The 25,409-nt window shown below is 69.8% G+C and carries 22 protein-coding genes and 1 riboswitch; of the genes, 5 read left to right on the forward strand and 17 right to left on the reverse strand.

Features of this window, described 5'->3' with window-relative positions; all coding sequences use genetic code 11:
* Positions 1-57: 57 nt before the first annotated feature.
* From VV02_RS17285 to mraZ, 11 genes are all read right to left on the reverse strand, one after another.
* Positions 58-792, reverse strand: coding sequence for a cell division protein FtsQ/DivIB (locus VV02_RS17285; RefSeq protein ID WP_052593465.1), 735 nt, complete (start codon positions 790-792; stop codon positions 58-60).
* Positions 789-2,231: a UDP-N-acetylmuramate--L-alanine ligase gene (murC, locus tag VV02_RS17290; protein WP_052593468.1), complete on the reverse strand. Its 1,443-nt coding sequence runs from the start codon at positions 2,229-2,231 to the stop codon at positions 789-791. Before murC ends, VV02_RS17285 begins: the two co-directional genes overlap by 4 nt.
* A complete protein-coding gene (gene murG, locus VV02_RS17295) occupies positions 2,231-3,334 on the reverse strand; it encodes an undecaprenyldiphospho-muramoylpentapeptide beta-N-acetylglucosaminyltransferase (protein WP_052593470.1) in 1,104 nt (367 codons plus the stop codon). The genes murC and murG overlap by 1 nt, the downstream gene beginning before the upstream one ends.
* Before the next feature lie 66 nt (positions 3,335-3,400).
* A complete protein-coding gene (gene ftsW / locus VV02_RS17300; RefSeq protein WP_052593472.1) occupies positions 3,401-4,648 on the reverse strand; it encodes a putative lipid II flippase FtsW in 1,248 nt (415 codons plus the stop codon).
* Positions 4,645-6,159: a UDP-N-acetylmuramoyl-L-alanine--D-glutamate ligase gene (gene murD / locus VV02_RS17305; protein ID WP_052593474.1), complete on the reverse strand. Its 1,515-nt coding sequence runs from the start codon at positions 6,157-6,159 to the stop codon at positions 4,645-4,647. Before murD ends, ftsW begins: the two co-directional genes overlap by 4 nt.
* 58 nt (positions 6,160-6,217) lie before the next feature.
* Positions 6,218-7,294, reverse strand: coding sequence for a phospho-N-acetylmuramoyl-pentapeptide-transferase (mraY, locus tag VV02_RS17310; protein ID WP_052593475.1), 1,077 nt, complete (start codon positions 7,292-7,294; stop codon positions 6,218-6,220).
* The gene (locus VV02_RS17315) at positions 7,291-8,697 is read right to left on the reverse strand and encodes a UDP-N-acetylmuramoyl-tripeptide--D-alanyl-D-alanine ligase (protein ID WP_052593477.1); all 1,407 of its coding nucleotides are present in this window, start codon (positions 8,695-8,697) and stop codon (positions 7,291-7,293) included. The genes mraY and VV02_RS17315 overlap by 4 nt, the downstream gene beginning before the upstream one ends.
* The gene (locus tag VV02_RS17320) at positions 8,694-10,673 is read right to left on the reverse strand and encodes a peptidoglycan D,D-transpeptidase FtsI family protein (protein ID WP_245633118.1); all 1,980 of its coding nucleotides are present in this window, start codon (positions 10,671-10,673) and stop codon (positions 8,694-8,696) included. The genes VV02_RS17315 and VV02_RS17320 overlap by 4 nt, the downstream gene beginning before the upstream one ends.
* Before the next feature lie 4 nt (positions 10,674-10,677).
* Positions 10,678-11,388 carry a cell division protein FtsL gene (gene ftsL, locus VV02_RS17325; RefSeq protein ID WP_052593479.1) on the reverse strand — a complete coding sequence of 237 codons (711 nt, stop codon included), beginning with the start codon at positions 11,386-11,388 and terminating at the stop codon, positions 10,678-10,680.
* Entirely contained in the window at positions 11,385-12,365 is a 981-nt protein-coding gene (gene rsmH / locus VV02_RS17330) for a 16S rRNA (cytosine(1402)-N(4))-methyltransferase RsmH (RefSeq protein ID WP_052593481.1), read from the reverse strand. Before rsmH ends, ftsL begins: the two co-directional genes overlap by 4 nt.
* A gap of 177 nt (positions 12,366-12,542) precedes the next feature.
* On the reverse strand, positions 12,543-12,974 hold the full coding sequence (gene mraZ, locus VV02_RS17335) for a division/cell wall cluster transcriptional repressor MraZ (RefSeq protein ID WP_052593483.1): 432 nt from the start codon (positions 12,972-12,974) through the stop codon (positions 12,543-12,545).
* Between the two features lie 426 nt (positions 12,975-13,400).
* Between mraZ and VV02_RS17340 the strand changes: the two genes are divergently transcribed.
* Genes VV02_RS17340 through VV02_RS17350 form a run of 3 tightly spaced genes read left to right on the forward strand, consistent with a single transcriptional unit; the run spans position 13,401 to position 18,002 of the window.
* A complete protein-coding gene (locus VV02_RS17340) occupies positions 13,401-14,396 on the forward strand; it encodes an AAA family ATPase (RefSeq protein WP_052593485.1) in 996 nt (331 codons plus the stop codon).
* Between the two features lies 1 nt (position 14,397).
* Positions 14,398-15,660: a DUF58 domain-containing protein gene (locus VV02_RS17345; protein WP_052593487.1), complete on the forward strand. Its 1,263-nt coding sequence runs from the start codon at positions 14,398-14,400 to the stop codon at positions 15,658-15,660.
* Positions 15,657-18,002: a transglutaminase TgpA family protein gene (locus tag VV02_RS17350; protein WP_052593489.1), complete on the forward strand. Its 2,346-nt coding sequence runs from the start codon at positions 15,657-15,659 to the stop codon at positions 18,000-18,002. Before VV02_RS17345 ends, VV02_RS17350 begins: the two co-directional genes overlap by 4 nt.
* A gap of 65 nt (positions 18,003-18,067) precedes the next feature.
* Here the strand turns inward: VV02_RS17350 and VV02_RS17355 are convergent, their stop codons facing one another.
* The 6 genes from VV02_RS17355 to VV02_RS17380 all read right to left on the reverse strand — a co-directional run bounded on the left by VV02_RS17355 (position 18,068) and on the right by VV02_RS17380 (position 23,969).
* Positions 18,068-19,588, reverse strand: a complete 1,521-nt coding sequence (locus tag VV02_RS17355; protein ID WP_052593491.1) for an RNA polymerase sigma factor — start codon at positions 19,586-19,588, stop codon at positions 18,068-18,070.
* Between the two features lie 256 nt (positions 19,589-19,844).
* Entirely contained in the window at positions 19,845-20,225 is a 381-nt protein-coding gene (locus tag VV02_RS17360) for a universal stress protein (protein ID WP_052593493.1), read from the reverse strand.
* A 65-nt stretch (positions 20,226-20,290) separates the two neighbouring features.
* Entirely contained in the window at positions 20,291-21,463 is a 1,173-nt protein-coding gene (gene metX, locus VV02_RS17365; protein WP_218917436.1) for a homoserine O-acetyltransferase MetX, read from the reverse strand.
* A 38-nt stretch (positions 21,464-21,501) separates the two neighbouring features.
* Positions 21,502-21,613: riboswitch (SAM riboswitch) on the reverse strand.
* Positions 21,614-21,652: 39 nt separating this feature from the next.
* Positions 21,653-22,729 carry a DUF4192 domain-containing protein gene (locus tag VV02_RS17370; protein WP_052593495.1) on the reverse strand — a complete coding sequence of 359 codons (1,077 nt, stop codon included), beginning with the start codon at positions 22,727-22,729 and terminating at the stop codon, positions 21,653-21,655.
* Between the two features lie 93 nt (positions 22,730-22,822).
* Positions 22,823-23,200, reverse strand: a complete 378-nt coding sequence (locus VV02_RS17375; protein WP_052593497.1) for a YkvA family protein — start codon at positions 23,198-23,200, stop codon at positions 22,823-22,825.
* 85 nt (positions 23,201-23,285) lie between these two features.
* Positions 23,286-23,969, reverse strand: a complete 684-nt coding sequence (locus VV02_RS17380; protein ID WP_052593500.1) for an EcsC family protein — start codon at positions 23,967-23,969, stop codon at positions 23,286-23,288.
* A gap of 96 nt (positions 23,970-24,065) precedes the next feature.
* Between VV02_RS17380 and VV02_RS17385 the strand changes: the two genes are divergently transcribed.
* Complete coding sequence (locus VV02_RS17385; RefSeq protein WP_052597188.1) at positions 24,066-24,956, forward strand: sulfurtransferase; 891 nt, start codon at positions 24,066-24,068, stop codon at positions 24,954-24,956.
* Positions 24,953-25,393 (forward strand): SufE family protein, encoded by a 441-nt coding sequence (locus VV02_RS17390; RefSeq protein WP_052593502.1) that lies wholly within the window; start codon positions 24,953-24,955, stop codon positions 25,391-25,393. Before VV02_RS17385 ends, VV02_RS17390 begins: the two co-directional genes overlap by 4 nt.
* Positions 25,394-25,409: the final 16 nt, after the last annotated feature.

Raw genomic sequence — 25,409 nt, forward strand, 5'->3', positions numbered from 1 at the left:
CATGGCGAGCGTGACGCCGTCACAGCCCTCGCGACCTGCGGCGCAGGCCCGTCCTCGCTAGGAGAGCACAGGGCGGTCCGGTGCACTGAGGTCCAGCGACGTCGCCTTCATCGCGGCCACCTGGGGCGCCATGACGCGCAGCGCCGCGGCCTTGCGATCGGACTGCGTGGCATCCCCCCACTGGACCTTCAGCCGGCCCAGGTGGAACGAGACCGCACCGTCTCGGTCGAGCTGAACTTGGGTCACCGTGCCGCGCTCCTGGGCCGACAGCGCGCCCATCACCGCGGCGAGGGCACGCAGGCCGGGCTGGTTGGCCGCACTGACGGGTTGGGACAGCGGGACGACGGGCAAGCCAGCAGCGGACGTGGGATCGGTCCGTGCGTACGACAGGCCGTTCTCGTCGACCAGGTGACCTATCCGATCAGGTCCGGTGACGACCAGGACCGGCGTCCGTGGCGTCACCCGGACGACCAAGGTCGAGGGGAACGACCGGGTGACCTGCACGTCCCGGACCGGTCCAAGTGAGGCAACCGACCGTCGTACGCCGGCGGGGTCCGTCCGCAGGAGTGGTCGGCCCATCGCCGACCTCGTCGCCTGCCTCACCTGCTGCTCCAACGCCGCTGATGCACCCTCGACCTTGACCTGACGTACAGCGATCGCCGGGCTGAACGCGACGAGCCAGATGAGCCCCACGACCAGGGCGACGACGCCGGCCGCGATCAGGTGCCGGCGCCGCGCCGTGACCCGCACGCTGGCCGCGCGCTCGGCGAACCTGGTGTGGGGTGCGCTCATCTGGTGCTCGACCGCTGTCCCAGCCGATCCAGCAGGACCGGGCCGAGGCGGGTGACATCACCCGCGCCGACCGTGAGGACCAGGTCGCCCGGCCGGCTGGCGGCCAGCACCTGCTCGAGCGCCGCGTCGTGATCGGGAGCGAAGTCCGAGCCAGGCACCAGCTCGGTGATCAGGCGACCGGAGACGCCCTCGACGGGCGCCTCGCGCGCGCCGTAGACGTCGAGGACGACCGCATGGTCAGCCAGCCGGAGGGCCTCGGCGAGACCCGCAGCGGCGTGCTGGGTACGCGAGTAGAGATGTGGCTGGAAGAGCACGACGAGACGGCCGCCCTCGCGCAGGGCCAGGCCCGTGCGTACGACGGCCTCCAGCTTGCCGGGGTTGTGGGCGTAGTCGTCCACGACGCGTACGCCGGCCGCCTCGCCCTTGGGCTCGAACCGCCGGGAGGTGCCGGTGAACTCGCCCAGCCCTTCGACCACCTGCTGCGGCGAGAGACCCAGGCCCGCGGTCAGCGCCAGGGCCACTCCCGCGGCGTTGAGCAGGTTGTGCGCCCCCGGAACCCTCAAGGTCAACGGGAGGCTTGGGCCGTCTTCGAAGGTCAGCGTCGCGGACCACTCGAAGCCCTGGCCCGCCTCGTCGGTCAGTCGCAGGTCCGCATCCGGCGCCCGGCCGTACGTCAGCACCCGGGCTCCCCCGGCGCGCCTCGACTCGGCCAGCGCTCGGCTGCCCTCGTCGTCGGCACAGGCCACGAGCAGGCCGCCCGGGCGGATGGTCTCGGCGAACTCGGCGTAGGCCTGGTGCAGCCGCTGCGAGGTGCCGTAGAAGTCGAGGTGGTCATCGCGCACGTTGGTGACGATCGCGACCTGCGGCCGGTAGACGACGAACGATCCGTCACTCTCGTCGGCCTCGACCACGAACGCCTCACCCGCGCCAGGTGCCGCGTTGGCGCCGATCCCGGCGATGTCCGCACCGATCGCGAACGACGGGTCAGCGCCCGCCGCCCGCAGCGCCACCACGGCCATGCCGCTGGTGGTGGTCTTGCCGTTGGCTCCGGCCACGGCCAACCCGGTCCGGTCCCCCAAGAGCATCGCCAGGGCCTGTGAGCGGTGCAGGACGAGCAGACCTCGACGACGCGCCTCGACCAGCTCGGGGTTGTCCTCACGGATGGCCGAGGAGATCACCACGACAGCGTCGGCCGGGACCTCGACGAGGTTGGCCGCGGCGTTGCCGACGAAGACGCGTGCACCGGCGGCGCGAAGGGCATCGAGCGCCGGACCGTCGCTGTTGTCCGAGCCGCTGAGCTGTACGCCCCGGGCGAGCAGCAGCCGAGCGATGCCGGACATGCCTGAGCCGCCGATCGCGATCATGTGCACCGCGGCGACGTCATCGACCAACGGCAGGCTCGCCGCGAAGTCGAACCGCTCATTGACCCCGTGACCCATCAGCGCGCCGCCTTGGCGCCGGCGGCTTCCTCGATGAGGTCGACCAGCCGCTCGTCGGCGTCGCGATGACCGTGCTGCGCCGCGATCGTCGCCATCTGCGCGAGCCGGTCGGTGTCCTTCACCAAAGACGGCACGTGCTCGGCAACCCAGGCCGGCGTGAGGTCGTCGTTGTCGACCAGCAGCGCTCCCCCGGCCTCGACCACCGCCGAGGCGTTGAGGCGCTGCTCGCCGTTGCCGACCGGGAGCGGCACGAAGACCGCGGGCAGGCCGACCGTCGTGGTCTCACAGACCATGTTGCCGCCGGACCGGCTGACCACGAGGTCAGCGGCGGCGTAGGCCAGGTCCATCCGGTCGGCGTACTCCTGCACGACGTAGGGCGCCTGGCCCGGCTCGCCCGGTCCAGGGTCGAAGCCCTTGTCGCGACCGGTCACGTGCAGGACCTGGACACCCTCGCGCCGCAGCAGGTCGACCTGCGCGGCGAACGACTCATTGATGCGCTGGGCGCCCAACGAGCCGCCGGTGACCAGGACCGTCGGCCAGCCCTCCTGCAGGCCCAGCTCGGCCAGGGCTTGCGGCCGGGTCGCCGCTCGGTCGAGCCGGGTGATCTGCCGACGTAAGGGCATCCCGATCAGACGGGCCTGCGGCAGGTCGGTGATCTCGAACGTCTTGGCCACATGCGTGGTGAACCGGACCCCGAGCTTGGTCGCCATCCCGGTCACGGCGTTGCCCTCGTGGACCACGATCGGCACCCGACCACGGGCCGCGAGATAGGCCGGCGGGCAGACGTAGCCGCCGAACCCGACCACGACATCGGGGGTGACCTCACGCAGGATCGCCTTGGCCTGACGGACAGCCCGCGGCAGCGCCACCGGGAACTTCACCGCATCGAGGTCGGGCCTCCGCGGGAACGCCACCTTGGGAATGAGCCGCAGGTCGTAGCCGCGCTCGGGCACCAGGCGCTCCTCGAGCCCACCCCGGCTGCCCAGCACAGTGATGCGTACGTCGGGGTGCCGCTCGCGCAGCGCGTCGGCGGTGGCGAGCAACGGGGAGACGTGGCCTGCCGTACCTCCCCCAGCGAGCACGACGGAGGACAGGACAGTCACAGGGTTCTCCTCAGGTGTGACGAGCTCGCGCCGCGGCCGGCGCGACGAGCAGTATGCGCCCTGCCGTCACTCGGCCGGAGTGCGGCGGGGCAGCACGGCGAGCGAGCGGCGTACGAGGCTGGGACGCGCGGCGAGCGCAGCGCGACAGTCAGGATCATGCCGGGCGAACGAGATCAGCATGCCAAGTGCGGCCATCGTCGTCACCATCGCCGAGCCACCGGCGGACACCAGCGGCAGCGGGACCCCGATGATGGGCAGCAGGCCGGTGACCGACCCGATGTTGATCATGGCCTGGCTGATGATCCAGACGACGATGCCGGCCGAGGCCAGGCGGACGAAGAAGTCGTTGCTGGTCACGATGATGCGATAGCCGGCGTAGGCGAGCGTGGCGTACAGCCCGATGACGACCAGCGTGCCGGGCAGCCCGAGCTCCTCACCGATGACCGCGAAGATGAAGTCGTTATGGGCCTCCGGGAGACCGCCCCACTTCTCTCGGCTGGCACCCATGCCCAGGCCCCACCAGCCGCCGTCGGCCATGGCGTACATCGCGTGCGCCTTCTGGTAGCACTCGGGCCGGGCCGGATCGGTGCAGGTGCCCAGCCAGGCGTCGACGCGGCCCATCCGGTTCTGGTTGGTGAGCACGAGGACGAGCACGGCCAGTGCCGTGACGACTGCCGGGACGACGAAGACTCGCGCCCTCAGACCCGCGACGAACAGCACTCCTCCGGCGATCAACATCAGGACGAGCACGGTGCCGAGGTCGTGCCCGAGCAGGACGAGGAAGATCAGCGCCCCGCCCATCGGCACGAACGGCACCAAGGCGTGACCCATGTCGGCCAGCAGCTTGCGCTTGCGGGTCAGCACCACAGCGCCCACCAGCAGGAGTGCGAGCTTGCCGAGCTCGGAGGGCTGCATGGTGAACCCACCGAAGGCCAGCCAGTTGCGGTTGCCCTTGACGGTGTTGCCCAGCGGGCTGAACACCGCCAGCTGCAGCAGCATCGCCATCACGAACATCGGCAGGGCCAGGCGCTTCCACCAGGTCACCGAGATCCGGCTGGCGACCACCGCGGAGATGAGGCCGAGGAAGGCGTACATCGTCTGGGTCTTGAAGACGGTGTAGGAGGAGCCGCTCTCCTGATAGCTGGTCACGCTGGAGGCCGACAGCACCATCACCAGACCCAGGGCGACCAGCAGCGAGCTGACGCCGAGAATGATGTAGTACGCCGCCACGGGCGACTCGAGCCGAGCCCGGACGGTTTCCAGCGTCCAGGGCTTGCTGGGCGCTGAGGACTGGGTCGGGCTGCTAGCGCTCATGACGAGTCGTCCGATGAGCCGGCCAGGCGGCGTACCGCGGCAGCGAAGGCGTCCCCTCGGGCCTCGTAGCTGGTGTACATGTCCTTGGACGCGGCCGCAGGCGCCAGCAGTACGACGTCGCCCGGCTGGGCCATCGCCGTCGCCTCGCGCACTGCCTCGTCCATGACCCCAGTGTCGGTGCTCGACAGCTGGAGAACCGGGACCTGTGGCGCGTGTCGGGCCAGGGCGTCGGCAATCTGCTGACGGTCGACGCCGACCAGCACGACGCCTCGCAACCGCCTCGCAGCGTCCTTGACCAGGTCCTCGACATCGGCACCCTTGAGCTGTCCACCGGCCACCCAGACGACGTGCTCGAAGGCGGCCAGGGATGCGGCCGCGGCCGGCGGGTTGGTGGCCTTGGAGTCGTCGATGTAGCGGATGTCGCCGGAGATCGACACCGTCTGCACCCGGTGCGGCTGCGGCGTGTAGTGCCGCAGGCCGTCGCGGATCGCTGCCGGCCCCACGTTGTAGGCCCGAGCCAGAGCGGCGGCCGCGAGGGCGTCGGCGATGTAGTGCGGCGCCGGGTCGGCGCCGTCCACCCCGCGCAGGTCCTCCAGCTGGCACAGCTCGGCCGCGGACGTGGCCCGCTCCTCGACGAAGGCTCGGTCTGCGAGAACGTCCTCCACCATTCCGAGCATCGAGCGCGCCGGGATGCCCAGGGTGAAGCCGATAGCCCGGCAGCCCTCGACGACCTCAGCGTCCATCACGAGCTGCTCGGTCTGCGGGTCGTCGACGTTGTAGACGCAGGCGACCTGGGCGCGTTCGTAGACACGCCCCTTCATCCGGCGGTACTCCTCGAACGAGCCGTGCCAGTCGACGTGATCGGGAGCGACGTTGAGGCAGACGGCGGCGTAGGGCGAGATGCTGCGCGACCAGTGCAGCTGGAAGGTCGACAGCTCGACGGCGAGCACGTCATAGGGCTCGGGATGCAGCACGGCCTCCAGGATCGGCAGCCCGACATTGCCCGCAGCCGTGGCGCGCAGGCCGGCTGCTCGCAGCATCGACTCCAGCATCGTGACGCAGGTCGTCTTGCCATTGGTGCCGGTCACGGTGAGCCACGGGGCGCCGCCCTCGAGAGGGCGCATCCGCCAGGCGAGCTCGACCTCGCCCCAGACCGGGATGCCTGCTTTGGCGCACGCGACCAGCAGCGGATTGGTCGGAGGGACGCCGGGCGAGGTGACCACGAGCTGCGTGCCCGGGGGCGCCTCGCTCGGGAGAGGCTCGCCGGCGCGTACGACCGCACCGAGGACGTCGAGGATCTGGGCCCGGTCCGCGATCGCCGGCGAGGTGTCCGGACTGACCACGGTCACCCGCGAGCCGCGCTCCAGCAGCGCGTCCGCAGCGGCGAAGCCACTCACGCCGAGGCCGACGACGAGGACCTGCAGACCGGACCAGTCGGCGTCGCGGTGCGTCAGGTTGCGCGTGCCGGACAGCGGTTCGTACGACGGATCGACCGGCCAGAGCTCGGTCACGCGGGGTCCCCGCTAAGTATTCGGAGGAGCGAAGCGGGGGAGAAACTTCGTGGGGTGCTCATGCCCCAACCACCCACTCGGCGTAGAACAGCCCGAGGCCGAGCGCGACACAGAGTCCGCAGATGATCCAGAACCGGATCACGACCGTGACTTCGTTCCAGCCGAGCATCTCGAAGTGGTGGTGCACCGGCGCGATGCGGAACACCCGTTTGCGCCGCGTCTTGAACGAGGCGACCTGGATGATGACCGAGAGCGTCTCGAGCACGAACAGACCGCCGAGGATGACGATCAGCAGCTCGGTGCGGGTCGTGATGGCGAGCCCGGCCAGGGCGCCACCGAGCGCCAGCGAGCCGGTGTCGCCCATGAAGATCTTGGCCGGTGACGCGTTCCACCACAGGAAGCCGAAGCAGGCACCCATGACGCAGGCCGCGACCAGCGCCAGGTCGTGCGGGTCGCGGACCTCGTAGCACTTGTCACTGGGCGTGATGCTGCAGCTCTGGTTGAACTGCCAGATCGAGATCAGGACGTAGGCGCCGAAGACCATCACGCTCGCGCCGGTGGCGAGACCGTCGAGCCCGTCGGTGAGGTTCACGCCGTTGCTGGTGCCGGCGATCATCAGGTTGGCCCACAGGACGAACAGCACCAGCCCGAGCGCAGTGCCGCCGAACGCGAGGTCGACCCAGGTGTCGCGGACGAACGAGATGTGGGTGCTTGCCGGAGCGACGTTCTTGTGCTCGAACTGCAGGGAGAGCACCGCGAAGATGATCGCGACCACGGTCTGGCCGATGAGCTTCTCGTGCGAACGCAGGCCGAGCGAGCGCTGCTTGGAGATCTTGATGTAGTCGTCGGCGAACCCGACGAAGCCCAGCCCGGTCATCAGGAACATCACCAGCAGCCCGCTGGCCGTGAACGGGGTCCACGTGAGCAGGTGCGCGCCGGCGTACGCGAGCACGCTGGCGCCGATGATGACCGCACCGCCCATGGTCGGTGTGCCGCGCTTGGTGTGGTGGCTGGTGGGGCCGTCATCTCGGATGAACTGGCCATAGCTCTTGCGTACCAAGAAGCGGATGAATGCCGGGGTGCCCAGCAATGATGCCGCCAACGAGATGATGGCAGCGATCAGGACAGCCCTCACCGTGCGCCCTCCGTGTGTGTCGAGTCGCCGTCCGCGACTATGCGATCCCCGAGGAACCTTAGGCCCGAGTTGCGGCTCGCCTTCAGCAGGATCACATCTCCCGCTCGTCGCTCCCGCTCCAGCAGGTCTTGTGCAGCGTCCGCGTCGGCCACCCAGGTGGCCGTATCAGCGGTGGCGCCGGCGCCCTCGGCGCCCGCCAGGATGCCTTCGGCCTCGTCGCCGACCACCACCACCCGCCGGATGCCGGACTCGACTGCCAGGCGTCCGACCGCCTCGTGCTCGGCCCGCGAGATGTCGCCGAGCTCCAGCATCGGACCGAGCACGGCGACCGTACGGCGGCCGCCCTCCCCCATGCGTACGAGCGCCCGCAACGCGGCGCGCATCGAGTCGGGGTTGGCGTTGTAGGCGTCGTTGACCAGGGTGATGTCATCGGGCAGGTCGTGCAGCTCCATCCGCCAGCGACTCGCGGGCATCGCCTCCGACAGGGCCCCGGCGATCTGGTCCAGGGGCAGCCCGAGCTCGAGCCCGGCAGCCATGACGGCGAGAGCGTTGCCGACGTGGTGCTCGCCCAGGAGGCGCAGTCGTACGTCTGCGGTGCCGGCTGGTGTGGTCGCGGTGAAGCTGCCCCGCCCCAGGTCGTCCAGCTCGACGTCGGTAGCCCGCAGGTCGGCGGTCGCGGCGCGCCCGACGGTCTGCACCCGTGCGGTCGTCTGCTCTCGCATCGCCAGCACGCGCGGGTCGTCGGCGTTGAGCACGGCGAGACCATCGGCGGGTAGCGCCTCCACCATCTCGGCCTTGGTGCGGGCGATGGCCTCCACCGATCCGAAGCCACCGAGATGGGCCTGACCGACGTTGAGGACGATGCCGATCCGCGGCGGCGCGATCCGGGTGAGGTAGGCGATGTGGCCCACACCGTCGGCACCCATCTCGGCCACGAGATAGCGCGTCGTGGGTGTGACCTGACAGACCGTCAGGGGTACGCCGACCTCGGAGTTGTAGGAACCGATCGGCGCGACCGTCTCGGCGACCGGGCGCAGCACACTGGCCAGCAGATCCTTGGTGGTCGTCTTGCCCGAGCTGCCGGTGATCCCGATCACCGTCAGCTGCGGCGAGCGGTCGACAACCCCGCGCGCGAGCGCCGCGAACGCTTCCTGCACATCGGGTACGACCACGGTCGGCCCATCGTCCACGGTGCGCTGCCCGAGGACGGCGACGGCCCCGGCAGCGCGGGCGGCAGGGACGAAGTCGTGTCCGTCCGCGTGCTCTCCGACCCGGGCGACGTAGAGCGAACCTCGCTCGGCCTCTCGCGAGTCGGTCACGACCGAGGAGTCCACCAGGACGTCCTCTCCATGCTGTGCTCCGCCGGTGATCTCGGCGATATCCCTCAGATTGAGCGGGATCACTGGTGCTCCGTCGCAGGTTCGGTGGACAGCGGGTACGGCTTCGGGGCGTTGCCCGACGGCGGGACCTTACGCTGCTGGAGCGCGAAGGACATGATCTTGCTGAAGACCGGACCTGCGACCGGGCCACCGTGGCCGTTGCCGGCGGGCCTCTGGATCGTCACGGCCACCACGATCTCAGGCTTCTCGGCGGGTGCGAAGCCGATGAACGAAGCTGTCGTTCCGCTGTACCGCTTGAGCTTGGAGTCATAGCGCTCGGCGGTGCTGGTCTTGCCCGCCACGGTGTAGCCGGGGACCTGAGCCTGGTCAGCGGTGCCTTCCTCGCTCACCACCGACTGCATCATCCGGGTGAGCTGGGCGGCAGTCGTCGGCTTGATCACCTGGATCGGCTTGCGGTCATCCTCGGGTGCGGTGAAGCCACCCTTGCCATCACCGACACCCTTGACGACGGACATCGGCATCCGGACGCCACCGTTGGCGATGGTCTGGAACACCGCTGCCTGCTGGGCGGCCGTGCTCGCCAGACCCTGACCGAACATCACGGTGTATCGCTGGTCGCCCTTCCAGTCGGCTCCGGACTTGGCCAGGATGCCCGGCGACTCACCCGGCAGACCAGCACCCGTGCGCTGGCCCAGGCCGAAGCGGGTCATGTAGTCGTGCAGCGTCGCGGCGGGCATCTTCTCGCCCGCCAGGATCGTGCCCATGTTGGAGGAGTGCGCGAGCACACCGGCCAGAGTCATGTTCAGGGTCCCGTGCGACTCGGAGTCGTGGAACGGACGGCCCGCGCGGCGCAGGGTCGGCGGCACGGTGACCGGGGTCGTCGGCGTCGCGTAGCCCTTGTCAATCAGCCCCGCCATCGTGATGACCTTGCTGGTCGAGCCCGGCTCGTAGACCTCGTCGAACGGTCGCAGCTGGAGATACCCCGGCGCGCTGCCCATGTCGTTGGGGTCGAAGCTCGGGTACGACGCCGCGGCCAGCACCCGACCGGTCTTGACCTCGGTGACGACGACGTCGCCGGACAGGCCCTTGGTCTCCTTCACCCGCTGGATGAGGGCGTTCTGCGCGAACCACTGGAGGTCGTTGTTGATGGTCAGCTGCACGTTCTTGCCCGCGACAGCCGGCTTGTCGGAGTTGTCACCGGTCGCGATGATCTGCCCATCGGGAGCGCGCTCGTAGATGTGCTGGCCCGGAGCGCCGACCAGGCTCTTCTCCTGCATCTTCTCGACGCCGCCGCCGGGTTGGCCGTTGCTGCCGACCCAGCCGACCAGGGGGGCGACACTCGTGCCTTGCGGGTACTCCCGACGTACGGTCCGCTCGCTGGAGATACCGGGGATCGACAGCTCTTGGACCGCGCGCCACTGGGTGGGCGAGACGTCCTTGGCGAGGTAGACGAACCGGGACTTCTTGGCGTACGCCTTCTCCAGTGTCGCGCGTATGTCGCTCTCCTTCAGGCCGAGCAGTGGCGCGAGCCTGGCTGCGGCACCCTCCAGGCCGAGCTCCACCTTCTTGCCACCGACCCGTTCGGAGTAGGTCGCCATCGCCGTCGAGTCGCCCACGACGTGGCGCCGGTCCACGCTGTCCGCCAGGACCACACCATTGGTGTCGGTGATCGTGCCGCGCTGCGCGGGGATGGTGAGCCGCTTGAGGCGCTTGCCGAACGCCTCCTGAGAGACGCTCGCGGCGTCCAGCCCCTGGATGCGCACCAGCTGCACCGCGAACAGGCTGAACACGAACAGCATCGCCACCACGAGGAGCCGCGCTCGCCGCCGGGGGTGGCCGATCCCGAGCGAGACCGGGCGGCGTGGCGGCGCCGGAGGACGCGCCTTGCCGGACCGCCGCGGCGCGGGCTTGCGGGGCGGGGTGCCCGCGGACCGAGCACGACCGCCGCCACGAGGAGCCGACCGGCGCGGGGGCGGGACAGGCCGGCCCCGCTTGGACGGTCGAGCCTGGGCTGCGCCCGGTCGGCGGGACTGGCTCACGTGCTCACCTCGTGCTGGTCGGCTGCGCCCCTGGCGTTCTGGCCGGGACCGGGTGCTTCTGCTTGACCCGTGACGTACCGGGCTTGGCGTTCTGCGTCGCTGATGCTGTGGGCGTGGTCTGGTGCCCTGAGGTGGCCGGCGGTGTAACAGACTTCGTAGTGGGCGGCTGAGTCGCAGTGGCAGACGGCGAAGGCTTCACCGGGGGCGTCGGCTTCACGACGACGATCCCGAGCTCGGCCGCCGCGACGGCCTTGCCTGCCACTGTGCTGGCGGGCGTGTTCGGAAGTGTCCCCACCGTAAACGCGCTGGCTCCGGCCGCCTTCTTCGCCACGCCGAGCACCTTGCCGTCGGACGTTCGCACGTACGCGACCTCGGTCGCCGGCACCATGCCGAGCTCCTGAGCCTTGAGCGCCAGCTGCTGCGGCGCCTGCACTCCGGCCAGGTCGGTGCGCAGCTGCTCTTCGTTGTCCGAGAGCCGGTCGGAGGTCTGCTGCAGGCTGCCGAGCGCGAACGACTGCTCGGCCCGAGCGGTGTTGAGCAGCAGGACCGCCAGCAGCCCGACCGTCATGAGCAGCGCGCACAGCACCCCGAACCCGGTGTTGCTGCGACGGACGTCGTCGCCGCTGATCACCCGGAGGCGGGTCGGCTTCGATGGCCGCGCCAGCGGGAGCCGCGCGGCGCGCTCAGTGGTCACCGGTGCAGTGAGCTGGCTCATGGCATCGATCCCTTCGTCGGTCGCGTTCGTTCGGCGGCGCGCAGCCTCGCGGAGGCTGCGCGCGGGTTGTCCTCGGTCTCGGCCTCGCTCGGCGCCTCGCCACCCCGGGTCAGCAGCCGGAGATACGGCGCGTGCTCGGGGAGCTCGACCGGTAGCCCTGGCGGCGTGGTGCTCTTGGCGCCCGCCGCCAACGTCTGCTTGGTGATGCGGTCCTCCAGCGAGTGGTACGAGAGCACAGCCACCCGGCCACCCACCGCGAGCGCGTCGATCGCGGCAGGCAGCGCGTCGCGCCAGGCGTCGAGCTCACTGTTGACCTCGATCCGCAGGGCTTGGAACGTCCGCTTGCCGGGGTGTCCCCCAGTGCGCTGCGAGGCCGCAGGGATGCTTCGGCGGAGCAGGTCGACCAGCCGCTCGGACCGGTCGAACGGCTCCTGATCCCGTTCTCGGACAACGGCTTTGGCGATTCTTCGGGCGAACCGCTCCTCGCCGTAGTCACGCAGCACTCGCTCCAGCTCGGCGGCGTCGTAGGTGTTCAGCACGTCCGCCGCGGTCTGGCCGGTGCTCTGGTCCATCCGCATGTCCAGCGGTGCGTCGTGCCGGTAGGCGAACCCTCGCTCGGCCTCGTCGAGCTGCAGCGAGGAGACACCCAGGTCGAAGAGCACCGCCTGCACGAGCGGCACGTCACGCTCGGCGAGCACCTGCGTGAGCTCGTCGTACACCGCATGTGCCGGGACGAACCTCGAGCCGTACGACGCCAGCCGGTCTCCCGCCAGGCGAAGCGCGTCCTGGTCGCGGTCCAGGCCGATCACGGTCGCCTCGGGGCACGCCTCCAGCAGTGCCTCGGCGTGCCCACCCATGCCGAGCGTGGCATCGAGTGCGACCGAGCCGGGCGCCTGCAGCGCCGGAGCCAGGAGCTCCACGATGCGGTCGCGCAGGACGGGCACGTGTCGGTCGGCTGCGGGCCCTGGCGTGCTCATGGGTGACTCCTCTCCGGCGGCGGTGAGACGGGTGGGTCAGTGCTGATCGGGTCCGGCTGCCAGGTCCCCCACCGCGTCCTCGTCATCACGTTCCGGCGCCGGGGAAGTGGCGTCGGGACGGTGGACGTGAGCGGGTGGAGACCTCGCGGCCGGCGGACGGTCATGGGCAGGTCGGCACTACAGGAGTCCGGGGATCACCTCCTCGGACTGCTCCGAGAAGGACTCCTCGGTGGCCGAGAGGTACTCGTTCCAGGCGGTGGTGTCCCAGACCTCGACGCGGGCGCCCGCACCGATGACGGTGCACTCGCGCGACAGGCCGGCGTACTCGCGCAGCACGGCCGGGATGGTGACGCGGCCCTGCTTGTCCGGGATCTCGTCGGAGGCCGCCGAGAGGAAGACGCGCTGGAAGTCGCGCACTGCACGGCTGGTGACGGGCGTGGAGTTCATCGCCGTCGTGATCCGCTCGAACTCGCTCATCGCGAAGACGTAGAGGCAGCGCTCCTGGCCACGAGTGACGACGAGCCCGCCTGCCAGGTCCTTGCGGAACTTCGCCGGCAGGAACAGTCGCCCCTTGTCGTCCAGGCGGGGTGTGTGCGTGCCGAGAAACATCGGTCGCCACCTCCCTTCCCCACCTGGGACAGCTCCACGTTCTGCCCATGTCCACCACCGTACTCCACTTTGCCCCACTTCCAAGGGGATGAACACCCTCGGCGAGCCACTTCCGCTGCTGGCGAGGCGTGTTTACGCAGGTCAAGGGCCCGGCGGCCAGGTGGAGGGAAATGGGTGAAATCGTCCTGCCAAGGGGCCACCAGCCTCCGGCTGTCGACCTCTCCCGACCGACACGGGCCCGTCGAACGGGTTCGGAAGGAGTCGCCGTGGTGCGAAGTGGAGGAGCCGGTGGATCACCTGGTGGAGGCCGAGCGTGACGGGCGGCCGGACGGCAGGTGACAATGGAGGGACCAGCAGAGGTAACGATCCCGCCGCCAAGACGCGATCGAACTCCCACCGCGATGCGCATCAGGCAGGATCAACGTCATGCACTCAGGCCTTGAGACGGAGACAGAACCGCAACGTGGGGGGACGAGCCTGGACGAGCTGAGGACGGTGGCCGGCGACATCCACCGCGCCGTCTCCTCAGTGATCGAGGGCAAGAGCGATGTGGTGCGGACCGCCGTCACGGTGCTCCTGGCCGAGGGACACCTGCTCATCGAGGACGTGCCCGGAGTCGGCAAGACGATGCTGGCCAAGGCGTTGGCACGCTCGATCGACTGCCCGATGCGCCGCATCCAGTTCACGCCGGACCTGCTGCCCAGCGACATCACCGGCGTCAGCGTGTTCAACCAGGACAGCCGGACGTTCGAGTTCCGACCCGGTGCGATCTTCGCCAACATCGTGGTCGGCGACGAGATCAACCGCGCCTCGCCCAAGACGCAGTCCGCGCTGCTGGAGTGCATGGAGGAGGGCCAGGTCACCGTCGACGGGACGACCTACACGCTGCGGCGTCCGTTCATGGTGATGGCCACTCAGAACCCGATCGAGATGGAGGGCACCTTCCCGCTGCCCGAGGCCCAGCGAGACCGGTTCATGGCGCGCATCTCGATGGGCTACCCGACGGGCAATGCCGAGCTCGACATGCTCGACACGCACGGTGGCCGTTCGCCGTTGGAGACCCTGCGCCCGGTGACAGACGGCGGGACCGTTCAGCGGCTGGCCGACCAGGTCACGACGCTGCACGCCAGCCCTGGGCTGCGTCAGTTCATCGTCGACATCATGTCGGCCACCCGTTCGTCCTCGGCTCTGCGACTGGGCGCCTCCCCGCGTGCGGCCCTGCAGCTGCTGCGCGCGTCCCGAGCCCATGCGGCGCTCGAGGGTCGCGACCATGTCATCCCCGAGGATGTGCTCGCGCTCGTCACGCCGGTGCTGGCACACCGTGTGCTGCCCAGCGCCGAGACCCAGATGGCCCACCGTTCCACGGGCGATGTGCTGCACGACCTGATCCGGCGCGTGCCGGTGCCCACCAGCGCCCGCTGACATGTCCGACGAACGCACCCGCACCCTGACTGGGCGCGGGCGAGCCCTGCTCACGTGCGGCGTCACGCTGGTCCTGGGCGGCGTACTGCTCGGGTTCCCGGACATCACCCGGATCGGGGTGCTGCTCGTGGCCCTCCCCCTTCTCGCCCGACTGTTCGCCCGTCGACGCCCACCACGGCTCGGCATCGAGCGCACCGTCACACCGTCGCGGCTGCAGCCTGACGAGCGTGCGGAGGTCGTCGTCGACTTCGTCAACGTCGGCGAGAAGTCCACTGCGCTCTACCTCGCCGAAGAACGCATCGAGTACGTCCTCGGCGACCGTCCGAGGTTCCTGCTCCCCCGCATGGAGCCGGGCGCTCGTCGCCGGCTGAGCTATCGCATCCGCAGCCACGTCCGCGGCCGCCACGAGCTGGGTCCGATCGCGCTGCAGCAGCAGGACCCGTTCGGGCTGACCCACGTCGACCTGATGGTCCGCTCGGTCGGTGAGGTCGTCGTCCTGCCTCGGATCGAGGACCTCGGGGACGGCCGGCCGCCCGGCTCGGGTCTGGGCAGCGAGGGCGAGACGCCGCAGATGGTCGCACTGCACGGTGAGGAGGACGTCAGCATCCGCGCCTACCACGACGGTGACGACCTCCGGAAGGTCCATTGGCCCGCGACGGCGCATCGCGGCGAGATGATGGTCCGCCAGGAGGACCGGCCGGCGCGTCGCTCGGCGGTGCTGCTGCTGGACTCGCGTCGCTCCGGTCACGCAGGCACCGCCTCGCACAGCTCGTTCGAGTGGGCTGTCAGCGCGATCGCCTCGATCGCCGTGCAGCTCGGCCGCGCCGGCTACACCCTTCACCTCGCCAGCCGCGAGACGCTGCAGGAGGGGACCATCGAACGCCCCTTGACGTCCTCGGATGTCATCGAGGCTCTCGCCGTCGCCGATCTCGGTGACGACGACGAGCACGACCACGTCGTGCAGGCCGCGCACGGCCTTACCGAGCGCGGCGGCAGCCTCGTGGCCGCCGTCACCGACCTCGACGACCGCAGTGTCACCGACCTCGCCGGACTGCGTCAGCCCGGCACCTCGGCCCTCGCGATGGTCATGGACACCGACGCCGTCGCCCACGGTCGGCGTACGACGGGTGAGCTGGCGACCGCGCACTGTGAGCTGCTCGGGTCGGCCGGGTGGCGTGTGGTGTCGGTGCCCTCGGGAGTCACGGCCCGCCAGGCCTGGCAGAGCCTCACCCAACACGGGTCCTTCACGATGGCCGGATCATGAGCCGCGCCCGGTTCTCCGAGGGATCGCTCGCCGCGCTGGCGGTGATCGTGGCCACCTGGCCGATCACCACGCTGCTCATGGGCCAGCTGTGGTTCCGTCCCGTACTGGTGCTCGTGATGGTGGAGGCCGCGGTCGGCATGCTGTGCCGCGCACTCGGAGCGGCCCGCGCGATCATCGTCGGGGCGCAGGTGCTCGCGGTGCTCATCGGGGTGCTGCTCATCCATCTCAACGACCACCTCGGACCATCCCAGTGGGCCGACCTGCCGGGCGCGATCGGTGACCTCTTCACCGACGCCTCCGACACCTTGTCGCGCTATGCCGCGCCCGCCCCGTCCACGCCCGGCATCGTCTTTGCCCTGTCGCTGATCGTGCCGCTCGTCGCCATCGTGGTCGACCTGCTGTCGGCCACGATGCGCATGCCTGCGCTGGCCGGCCTGCCGCTGCTCGCACTGTTCCTGCTGTCGACGTCCAACACGGGCAGCGCGCTCAACCCGGTCTACTTCGTCGCCCTGGCGGTGGTGTGGCTGCTCATGCTCGCCCGGGGTGGGCTGCAGCTGCTGCGGCGATGGTCCTCGACCGAGGCGTACTCCCGCACTCCGGAGCGGCTCGAGGACCGTTTCGGGCTGGCCGGCTACAGCTCAGTCGCGCGCTGGATCGGGGTGGCCACAGTGCTCACCGCGCTGGTGCTCCCGGCGCTGATCCCCCACCTGCCACCTCGCTATATCTCCGATGGGCTTGCACGGTCCACCTCGGGCGGCCGCGGCGGCGTCGGGACCGTCGGCTTCTCCGACAGTCTGAACCTGGATCAGTCGCTCCAGGACCGGAGCCAGACGCCGATCCTGCGCTACACCACCAATGACCCGACCCCGCCGCCGCTGCGCGCGCTGACGATGTCGTCCTACTCCGGCGGCAACTGGGTCAAGGACGATCCGCGTCAGTCGAGGCCGGGCGACAACAACGACAGGCTGCCCGTCCCCGAGGGGTTGTCGGCGCAGCAGCCGCGCACGTTCTACCGCACGAGCATCTCGGCCAACGGCGTGGGTTCGCCCTATGTCGCGGTGCCCTGGCCGGTGAGCAGCGCCGACTTCGGCGACACCAACTGGACCTACGACCCGAGCTCGGCCACCCCGCGAGTCCGCGAGCGAGCCGGCAGCTACGAGGTGACCTACAGCCGGCTGCGCGCCAATGCCAGGCCGTCCAGCAGTCACGCTGCTGACCCGCCCGTACCCAGCACGATGCTCCAGCTGGACCCCAGGTCGAGGGCCCTGGTCCAGCGCACTGCCGACGGCATCGTGTCCAGCGACGACACCGACTTCGCCAAGGCCATCAAGATCCAGGACTGGCTGCGCGACACGCAACGCTTCACCTACTCGCTCACGCTCAAGCCCGCGGTCGTCCGCAACGGCCGCTCGCTCGACCCGATCAGCAACTTCCTGGAGACCAAGCAGGGTTACTGCACGCAGTTCGCCACCTCGATGGTGATGATGGCGCGCAGCCAGGGCATTCCGGCGCGGATCGCGGTCGGCTTCCTGCCTGGGACCAAGGACACGGGGACGAGCTACCAGGTGCGCGCCTCGGATGCGCACGCCTGGCCCGAGCTGTACTTCCCCGGCATGGGCTGGACCCGGTTCGAGCCGACACCCGGACAGCGTTCTGGCAACGTCCCCGAGTATGCCTCGGGCGCGGACACCTCCAACGGGACGGCCCCTGGCCGTGAAGCCTCGGAGTCCAGCGAGCCCGCCCTGCCCTCAGGCGGACGCGAGCAGGACGCCGCGACACCCACGGGGCAGGCCAACGCCGCAGTCCATCCGCCACAGCAGGGTTGGCTGGGCAGCACGGGCTCGTGGTGGACCCTGCTGGTTCTCGCGATCGGTTCCGCCGGTGCCGTGGCTCTGCCGCTGGCAGCGCGATGGCGCCGCGAGCAGCCGCTGCGTCGGGCCACAGACTCCCGCGAGCAGGTCGAGGGCCAGTGGCATGTCCTGCAGTCGCGCCTTGACGACCTGGGAGTCGATCCGCCACGTGGACGTACGCCTCGTCAGCTGGAGCAGCACTACCGCCAGCACGCGACCCTGGGCGGTGACGGACGCGCCGCCCTGCATCGTGCGGTCCAGACGCTGGAGGCCGTTCGCTATGCCCCGCCCAGTCAGGACGCACGCTCTCTGGACCAGGACGCCGAGCGCATCCTGCGCGATATCCGGTCGACCGCGTCCTGGCAGCTCCGCGCGACGGCCCTCTTCATCCCGCGCACCGGTCGGCGCGCGGTGCAGCAGTGGCTGCGCGATGCCGTCGGTGCGCCCGGACGCTGGATCTCCCGGCAGCTGCAGCGAGTCGGACGCGGCTAGAGGCGCACGTACGACGCCCGGTCACCCATGGTGGGTGACCGGGCGTCGTGTGCTGCTGAGCAGTCCTAGTCGAGGTAGTCGCGCAGGACCTGCGAGCGGCTCGGGTGACGCAGCTTGCTCATGGTCTTGGACTCGATCTGGCGGATGCGCTCGCGCGTCACGCCGTAGACCTTGCCGATCTCATCCAGCGTCTTGGGCTGGCCGTCGGTCAGTCCGAAGCGCATCGAGACAACGCCCGCCTCGCGCTCGGACAGCGTGTCCAGGACCGAGTGCAGCTGCTCCTGCAGGAGCGTGAAGCTCACCGCATCGGCAGGTACGACGGCCTCGGAGTCCTCGATCAGGTCACCGAACTCGGAGTCGCCGTCCTCGCCCAGCGGAGTGTGCAGGGAGATCGGCTCGCGACCGTACTTCTGGACCTCGACGACCTTCTCAGGCGTCATGTCGAGCTCCTTGGCGAGCTCCTCCGGCGTGGGCTCGCGGCCCAGGTCCTGCAGCATCTGACGCTGGACACGGGCCAGCTTGTTGATGACCTCGACCATGTGGACCGGGATGCGGATCGTCCGCGCCTGGTCGGCCATGGCACGGGTGATCGCCTGACGGATCCACCAGGTGGCATAGGTCGAGAACTTGTAGCCCTTGGTGTAGTCGAACTTCTCGACCGCACGGATCAGGCCCAGGTTGCCCTCCTGGATCAGGTCCAGGAAGAGCATGCCGCGGCCGGTGTAGCGCTTCGCGAGGCTGACAACCAGTCGGAGGTTGGCCTCGAGCAGGTGGTTCTTGGCGCGCTTGCCGTCCTGCGCGATCCACCACAGCTCGCGCTTGGCCTTCATCTCGATCTTCTCGCCCGAGTTGAGCTTTTCCTCGGCGAACAGACCGGCTTCGATGCGCTTGGCGAGCTCGACCTCCTGCTCGGCGTTCAGCAGGGCGACCTTGCCGATCTGCTTGAGGTAGTCCTTGACCGGGTCTGCGGTGGCGCCTGCGGTGACGACCTGCTGCGCGGGAGCATCGGCGTCGTCGTCCTGGCGGATCACGAAGCCGCCGGTCTCCGACTCTTCCTTCTCAGCGGCTTCCTTCGACGGAGTCTCGCTGTCCTCCGACTCCTCGCCGTCGGCGACCGCGTCGCTCTCGGTCGCGGCTGCCGCAGCAGCGGCCTTCTTCGCAGCGGCGGTCGTCTGGCCCGCGGCCTTCTTGGCGGCGGCCTTGGTGGTCGCGGCTTTGGCGGTCTTCTTGGCCGGCGCCTTTGTGGCGGGCTTGTCCTCAGCCTCATCCGCCGCGGCGGTCTTCTTGGCAGCGGCCTTCTTGGTCGCCGGTCGCGTGGTCTTCTTGGCAGCTGACCGGGTCGCGGTCGCGGCGACGGCACGCTGCGCGGTGTCCGGGTCGAGCGTCACGCTGACGCCGTGCTGCTCCAGCGCACGCAGCACGGTCTTCATCCGCTTGGGCGCGATCTCGGCCGTCTCCAGTGCGTGCTTGAGCGCGAGGCTGTCGACAGACCCGTGGGTCTGACCCACCCGCATCAGCTCCTGCAGGGCAGGGTGCGCGAACTCGGCCGGGAGGGCCGGCGGGGTCTCAGCAGGGGTGTTCGACACTGATGTCAACGGGCTACCTTCCGGGTACGTGCGGCGTCGGGGCGCCCGAACGTGGGCACCACGACAAGAGCCGTCGACAGGTGCGACGGCGACCGAGGTGGCGGGTTTGGAGCGGGTGTTTCGAGTGCCGAAGGGCGGTCTCCGGCGAGCGCTCCACGACCATTATAAAACGGTCGGCCGACCTTCTTGGACCAACACCGCCACGGCGTGCCACATTCCCGCAGATCAGAGGCCGTACGACGCCCTCCAGAACAGCTCAGGCGGACGCCGGAGCCTTGACCGCGAGCACCGGGCAGGCCGCGTCGAGGAGGATGCGCTGGGCGTTGGATCCCAGGATCAGCTTGCCGACCGGCGTACGCCGTCGCAGGCCGATGACGATCAGCTCTGCGCCGACCTCGTCCGCGGCCGCGATGATGTCCTCCGCCGGGTCGTCGGTGTGGGTCAGCGAGCGCAGCTCGACCTCGACGCCGCTCCTGCCGGCCTCCTCGAGGAGCCGCGACACAGGCTCCTCGTCCGCCTTGCTGGCGCGGGAGTCCAGGACCAGCAGCTTGGTCGACCGCTCGGTCGCCTCCTGCACGGCGCGCTCGAGCGCGGCCTTGCCTTCCTTGGTCGCGACGTAACCCACCACGACAGTCACGGATGGCCTCCCTCATCAGGCAGCAGTCCAGCAGGATCGGCGCGGGTGGCCGTCCTGCCCAGACGCTACCGGACGTGGCGGGCCTCGCGGGCTGTCCCCGAGGACAGGGCGCGGTCCACTGCAGCGGCGACCTGATCGATCTCGATCAGGAACCCGTCGTGGCCGTAGTCGGAGTGGATCAGCTGGACCGAGCCCGAGCCGCGAGCCCGCACCAGCTGCTCGGACAGCTCGACGGGGAACAGGCGGTCTGAGTCGACGGCGATCACGTGCAGGTCGCCGGTGTAGGGCCGCAGGGCCGCAGCCAGCCCTCCCCGACCGCGACCGATGTCGTGCGTCGACATGGACCGGGTGAGGGTGACGTAGGTGCCGGCGTCGAACCGACCGACCAGCTTGGCCGCGTGGTGGTCCAGATAGCTCTCGACGCCGAATCGGCCTCCGCGCAAAGGGTTCTCGCCGTCCTGGCCGTCTCGACCGAACCGGTCCTCGAGCTCGCTCGCGCTGCGGTAGGTCGTGTGGGCGATCCGACGAGCGAGCCCGAGCCCGTGAGCCGGGACGACACCCTGGTCGTAGTAGTCGCCGCCGCGGTAGTCGGGGTCGTGGCTGATCGCCAGGATCTGCGCCTGGCCCCATGCGATCTGGTCGGCCGATGCTGCGCCGGTGCTGGCGACGACTGCGGCGCTGCGCACCCGCGTGGGGTAGGACGCCACCCATTCCGCCACGCGCATCCCGCCCATCGAGCCTCCGACGACCAGGCGCCAGCTCGTGATCCCGAGGAGGTCGGCGACCTGTGCCTCCACGGCGACCTGGTCGCGTACGGAGATGTTGGGGAAGCGGGATCCCCACGGTCGGCCGTCCGGCGCGAGCGAACCTGGTCCAGTCGTGCCGCGACACCCCCCGAGCACGTTGGTCGCCACGACGAAGTAGCGGGCGGTGTCGATGGCGCATCCGGGTCCGATCAACCCGGGCCACCAACCAGCGGTCGGCTGTCCTGGACCGGACGGCCCGACGACATGCGCGTCGCCGGTCAGCGCGTGCTCGATGAGGACGGCGTTGCTGGCGTCGGCATTGAGCCGACCCCACGTCTGGACGGCCACCGTCACGTCGGGCAGCGACTCACCGCTCTCGAGGGTCTGCGCGCCCAGCCGTACGCCGAACGCGTCCGGGTTGGCGTCCTCCGGCAACGAGACCAGCACACCATCGGGCAATGCGGCTGCTCGTCGATGGCCCAGCACGGTCACGGCGTCGCTCCCTGGTCAGGGGCCTCGCAACGTGTCGGGCCCCGCGCTTGTCGAGCCTTTGTGGTTCGACCTTGTCCTCACCCGGGGCACCCCACCGCGGTGGAGGGTTGCCGCTCAGCCAGCCGGGGCTTGGCGCTGAGACTCTTGACATCCACGACGGTAGCAGCGCCCCACCGACGCCCTCAATTCTCAGGACGCGATCTCTCGGCTGCTGGGATCGCCCTGCCCGGGCCGCAGGCCATGACTGAGCGCGTGACCGATCAGGTGGGCCAGCGAGTACGCCGGGTTGGCGTCCAGGGCCCGGTCAAGTGCCATCCCGGCCAACGCACCGCTGCCGTGCGCCCAGCACCAGTACGCCAGCAGGGTGGCCGTCCCGTCGACCCAGACATCAGGGGTGCAAGCGACCAGCGCCTGCAGCCGGTGGGTCACCCGCCCGATCTCGACGTCCCGCTGCAACGGCGCAGCGCCGTGCGCGGCGCGCCACGCAGGACGGCCGAGCGCATCGTCCAACGCCGATCGGATCGCAGGGCTGTGCGAACGAAAGCCCAGCGCGTCAGGGGCCATCCAGCCCATCAGCTCGTCACGAAACACCTTGTCCTGCAACGAGCAGACCGCGTCGAGCAGGGTGTCGACCGGCAGCAGGTGGACTGGCAGCGCGTCGTCATCGGTGACCAGGACAGCGGACCAGGCGACGGCGACCGCGTCGTCCTCATCGCGCTCGTCCATGGCGTCGAACGGCTGGTCGACCATCGTCAGCATCGCCTGCGCGACCAGCGGGTGTGCCAACGCGACGCTCGCCGCCAGCTCATCTCGGTCGGCGTACGGCTCGACCTCGCGGAGCACCTGCTCGGCAATGGCCCCCACCCGACTCTGCTCAGGGACCGGCTGCCACTCATCCCGCTCACACCCGCCGCACGCACACCGAGCCACGGACCACTGGCCCTCGCGGACGTGCACCTCGTGCACGCACGGCGCTCCGCTTGCCTGGCTCAGCTCACGCCTGATCGTGGCCATCAGCCGCCGCGTGTCCTCCTCGTCGTCATAACCGACCAGGTCGAACTGTCGTAGACCGACTCGACCGAGCTGGTCGACGACCAGACGGGCCGCCTCGGCCCGCCTCTCGCTGGGCGGGATGTCGATGCGCGAGATCGGACCGACGGTGCCGTCGATCGAACCGACGACGACCACGGACCGTCTGGGGATGAACCCGAGGACGTAGGGCAGGTAGGCGACCAGCTCTCCGAGGCCGCGCAGCTTCTGATTCATGGACCCAGGCTTCAGCGGTCAGCACCGACCGTGAAGCCTCTCGAGACGGCCTGTGGACAGTGGGCCGTCCGTGGAAGGGGTGTGGGAAACGGCTCAGCGCACGGTGTGGCTGCGGACGGTCGAGGCCCGCTGCTTCTCCCAGCGCAGGAAATCGTCGGTGTCGCGCACCAGCGCGCTGGCGAACCAGGCGAGCACGACGGCGTCGTCGGCCAGGCCGACCACCGACAGGACCGCCTCCGGCAGCAGGTCGACCGGGGAGACGATGTACGCCGCGGCGCCTGCCAGCGCGGCGAGATGCATCGGCGAGCACCCGTCGTACTCCCCCGACATGGTCGCCCTGACCATGCGCGGGATGGCAGACAGCCGGGCACCGACGGCTGGCGCTCCGGGCGCGCTGGCTGCCTTGACGGCGTTGGCCAGCTGGCGCATGGAGCCCCACTGGACCGAGCGTGGTGAACGAGGTGCGGGCATGTTGCTCTCCTTCGTGCGGACTCCCCCGAGCCCGTAACAGAACGTCAACGACCGAGGCGCCGCGGACATTCCGGCGCCCGGACGGTCACGCGGTCCGCGGCGGGAACTCCTTCTTGGCCGAGCCGGCGATCCGGTTCAGGAGGTAGACGTCCAGGCCGGCACCGATCACACCGCCCGCGACCGGGATGCCCTTGCCGAGCTTGGCGAACGCCTTGCGTCCGACCTGGCTGATGAGACGGAAGCCGACCGCCTTGTTGACGACCAGCAGCGCCGGCCCCGGCAGCCGCTGTGCCGCCAGGTTGGCGAGCCGGCCCGTGCTCACGACACCGGCCTTCTTGAGGAGGTCATCGGCGTCCGCGCCGATCAGCGCGAGGAGGACCGCTGAGCGCAGCTCGCGCTGATCGATGTCGTAACCACGGACCGAGGCCACCGCGGCTGTCATCCGCGTCGCCACGATGTAGAACTCGAGCACGTTGGCCGGGAGCGCGATCGGCAGAGTGACGAATCCGCCCAGGCCCGTGAGGAATCCGCCTGCCGCAGCGAGCTTGCGGTGGTCGCCGATGATCTCGGCGATCGCCTTGTCGGCATTGCCCTGGTGCTTGGTCATCGCGTCCTGGGCGACCTTCTTGGCCGGTTCGAACCCGGCCTTGCCGTCGAAGCCGACGTCCAGGAGCCGCTCGGCAAGGTGCATCGCAGCGTTGTCGAGAGGTCCGTCTGCCTTCTTCGGCTGGACGGCTTGGTCGGGCTTGCTCTTTCCGAGTCCGAACATGGCGCTCATCCTGCCAGTCGTATGCCGATCGCCTCCCATCCCGGAGGGTGAACCTGACCGCGAGGACCGTCCGACACCCGGCGTACGGTGATGCGCATGCCTGCTCCCCGCGACGAGAATCCTGCCTTCGCCGAGTACGCCCACCCCGACCGTCTGGTCTCGACGCAGTGGCTGGCCGACCGGCTTGCTGACGAGACAGCCGACCTGGTCGTGCTGGAGTCCGACGAGGACGTCTTGCTCTATGACACTGGCCACATCCCAGGTGCCTTCAAGCTCGACTGGCACACCGATCTCAACGACCCGGTGACCCGCGACTACGTCGACGGCAAGCGCTTCGCCGAGGTCATGTCCGAGCGTGGCATCGGCCGCGACACGACCGTGGTGATCTACGGAGACAAGAGCAACTGGTGGGCCGCGTACGCGCTGTGGGTGCTGAGCCTGTTCGGCCACCCGGACGTACGACTGCTCGACGGCGGCCGTGCCGCCTGGACCGCCGAAGACCGCGAGCTGACGCGCGATGCCTCGACCGCGACGCCGGCGGACTACCCCGTGACCGAGCGCGACGACCCGCCGATCCGCGCGTTCCGGGACGACGTCCTGAACCACCTCGGCAAGCCGCTCGTCGACGTCCGCTCCCCCGGTGAGTACTCCGGTGAGCTGCTGCACATGCCCGACTATCCCCAGGAGGGATCGGTCCGCGGCGGTCACATCCCCGGCGCCAAGTCGGTGCCCTGGGCGCGGGCGGCGCAGGAGGACGGCCGGTTCAGGTCGCGCGAGGAGCTCTCGTCGATCTACGAGCAGGAGCAGGGCCTGGCGACAAGTGACGACGTGGTGGCCTACTGCCGCATCGGTGAGCGGTCCTCGCACACCTGGTTCGTGCTGACCCACCTGCTCGGCTTCGAGCACGTCCGCAACTACGACGGCTCGTGGACCGAGTGGGGCAACTCCGTCCGGGTGCCGATCGAGACCGGTGCGCCGGCGTCGTGACCGAAGCACTCCCTGCTCCCTTCGCGGAGCTGATCGACGACTTCCAGGCGGTCTCTGCGCAGGACCGGCTCCAGATGCTGCTCGAGCTCAGCGACGAGCTGCCCGATCTGCCCGAGCGCTATGCCGACGCCGACCTCGAGCAGGTCCACGAGTGTCAGTCGCCGCTGTTCCTCACCGTCGAGGTGGAGCGCGGTACGCCGGATGCTCCAGTTTCGTTGTTCTTCAAGGCTCCCCGCGAGGCTCCGACCACCCGAGGATTCGCCGGCATCCTGCACACCGGCCTCGACGGCCAACCCGCTTCAGCGATCCTGGACGTGCCGGACGACGTGGTCTTCCGATTCGGCCTCGCGGAGGCGGTGTCACCCCTGAGAATGCGCGGGATGGTCGCCATGCTGGCGCGGATCAAGAGACAGATCCGTGACAAGGTGACCGTGTGACTTCTCGGCCCTCCTC

The organism is Luteipulveratus mongoliensis, from assembly GCF_001190945.1.
GTDB classification, from domain to species: domain Bacteria; phylum Actinomycetota; class Actinomycetes; order Actinomycetales; family Dermatophilaceae; genus Luteipulveratus; species Luteipulveratus mongoliensis.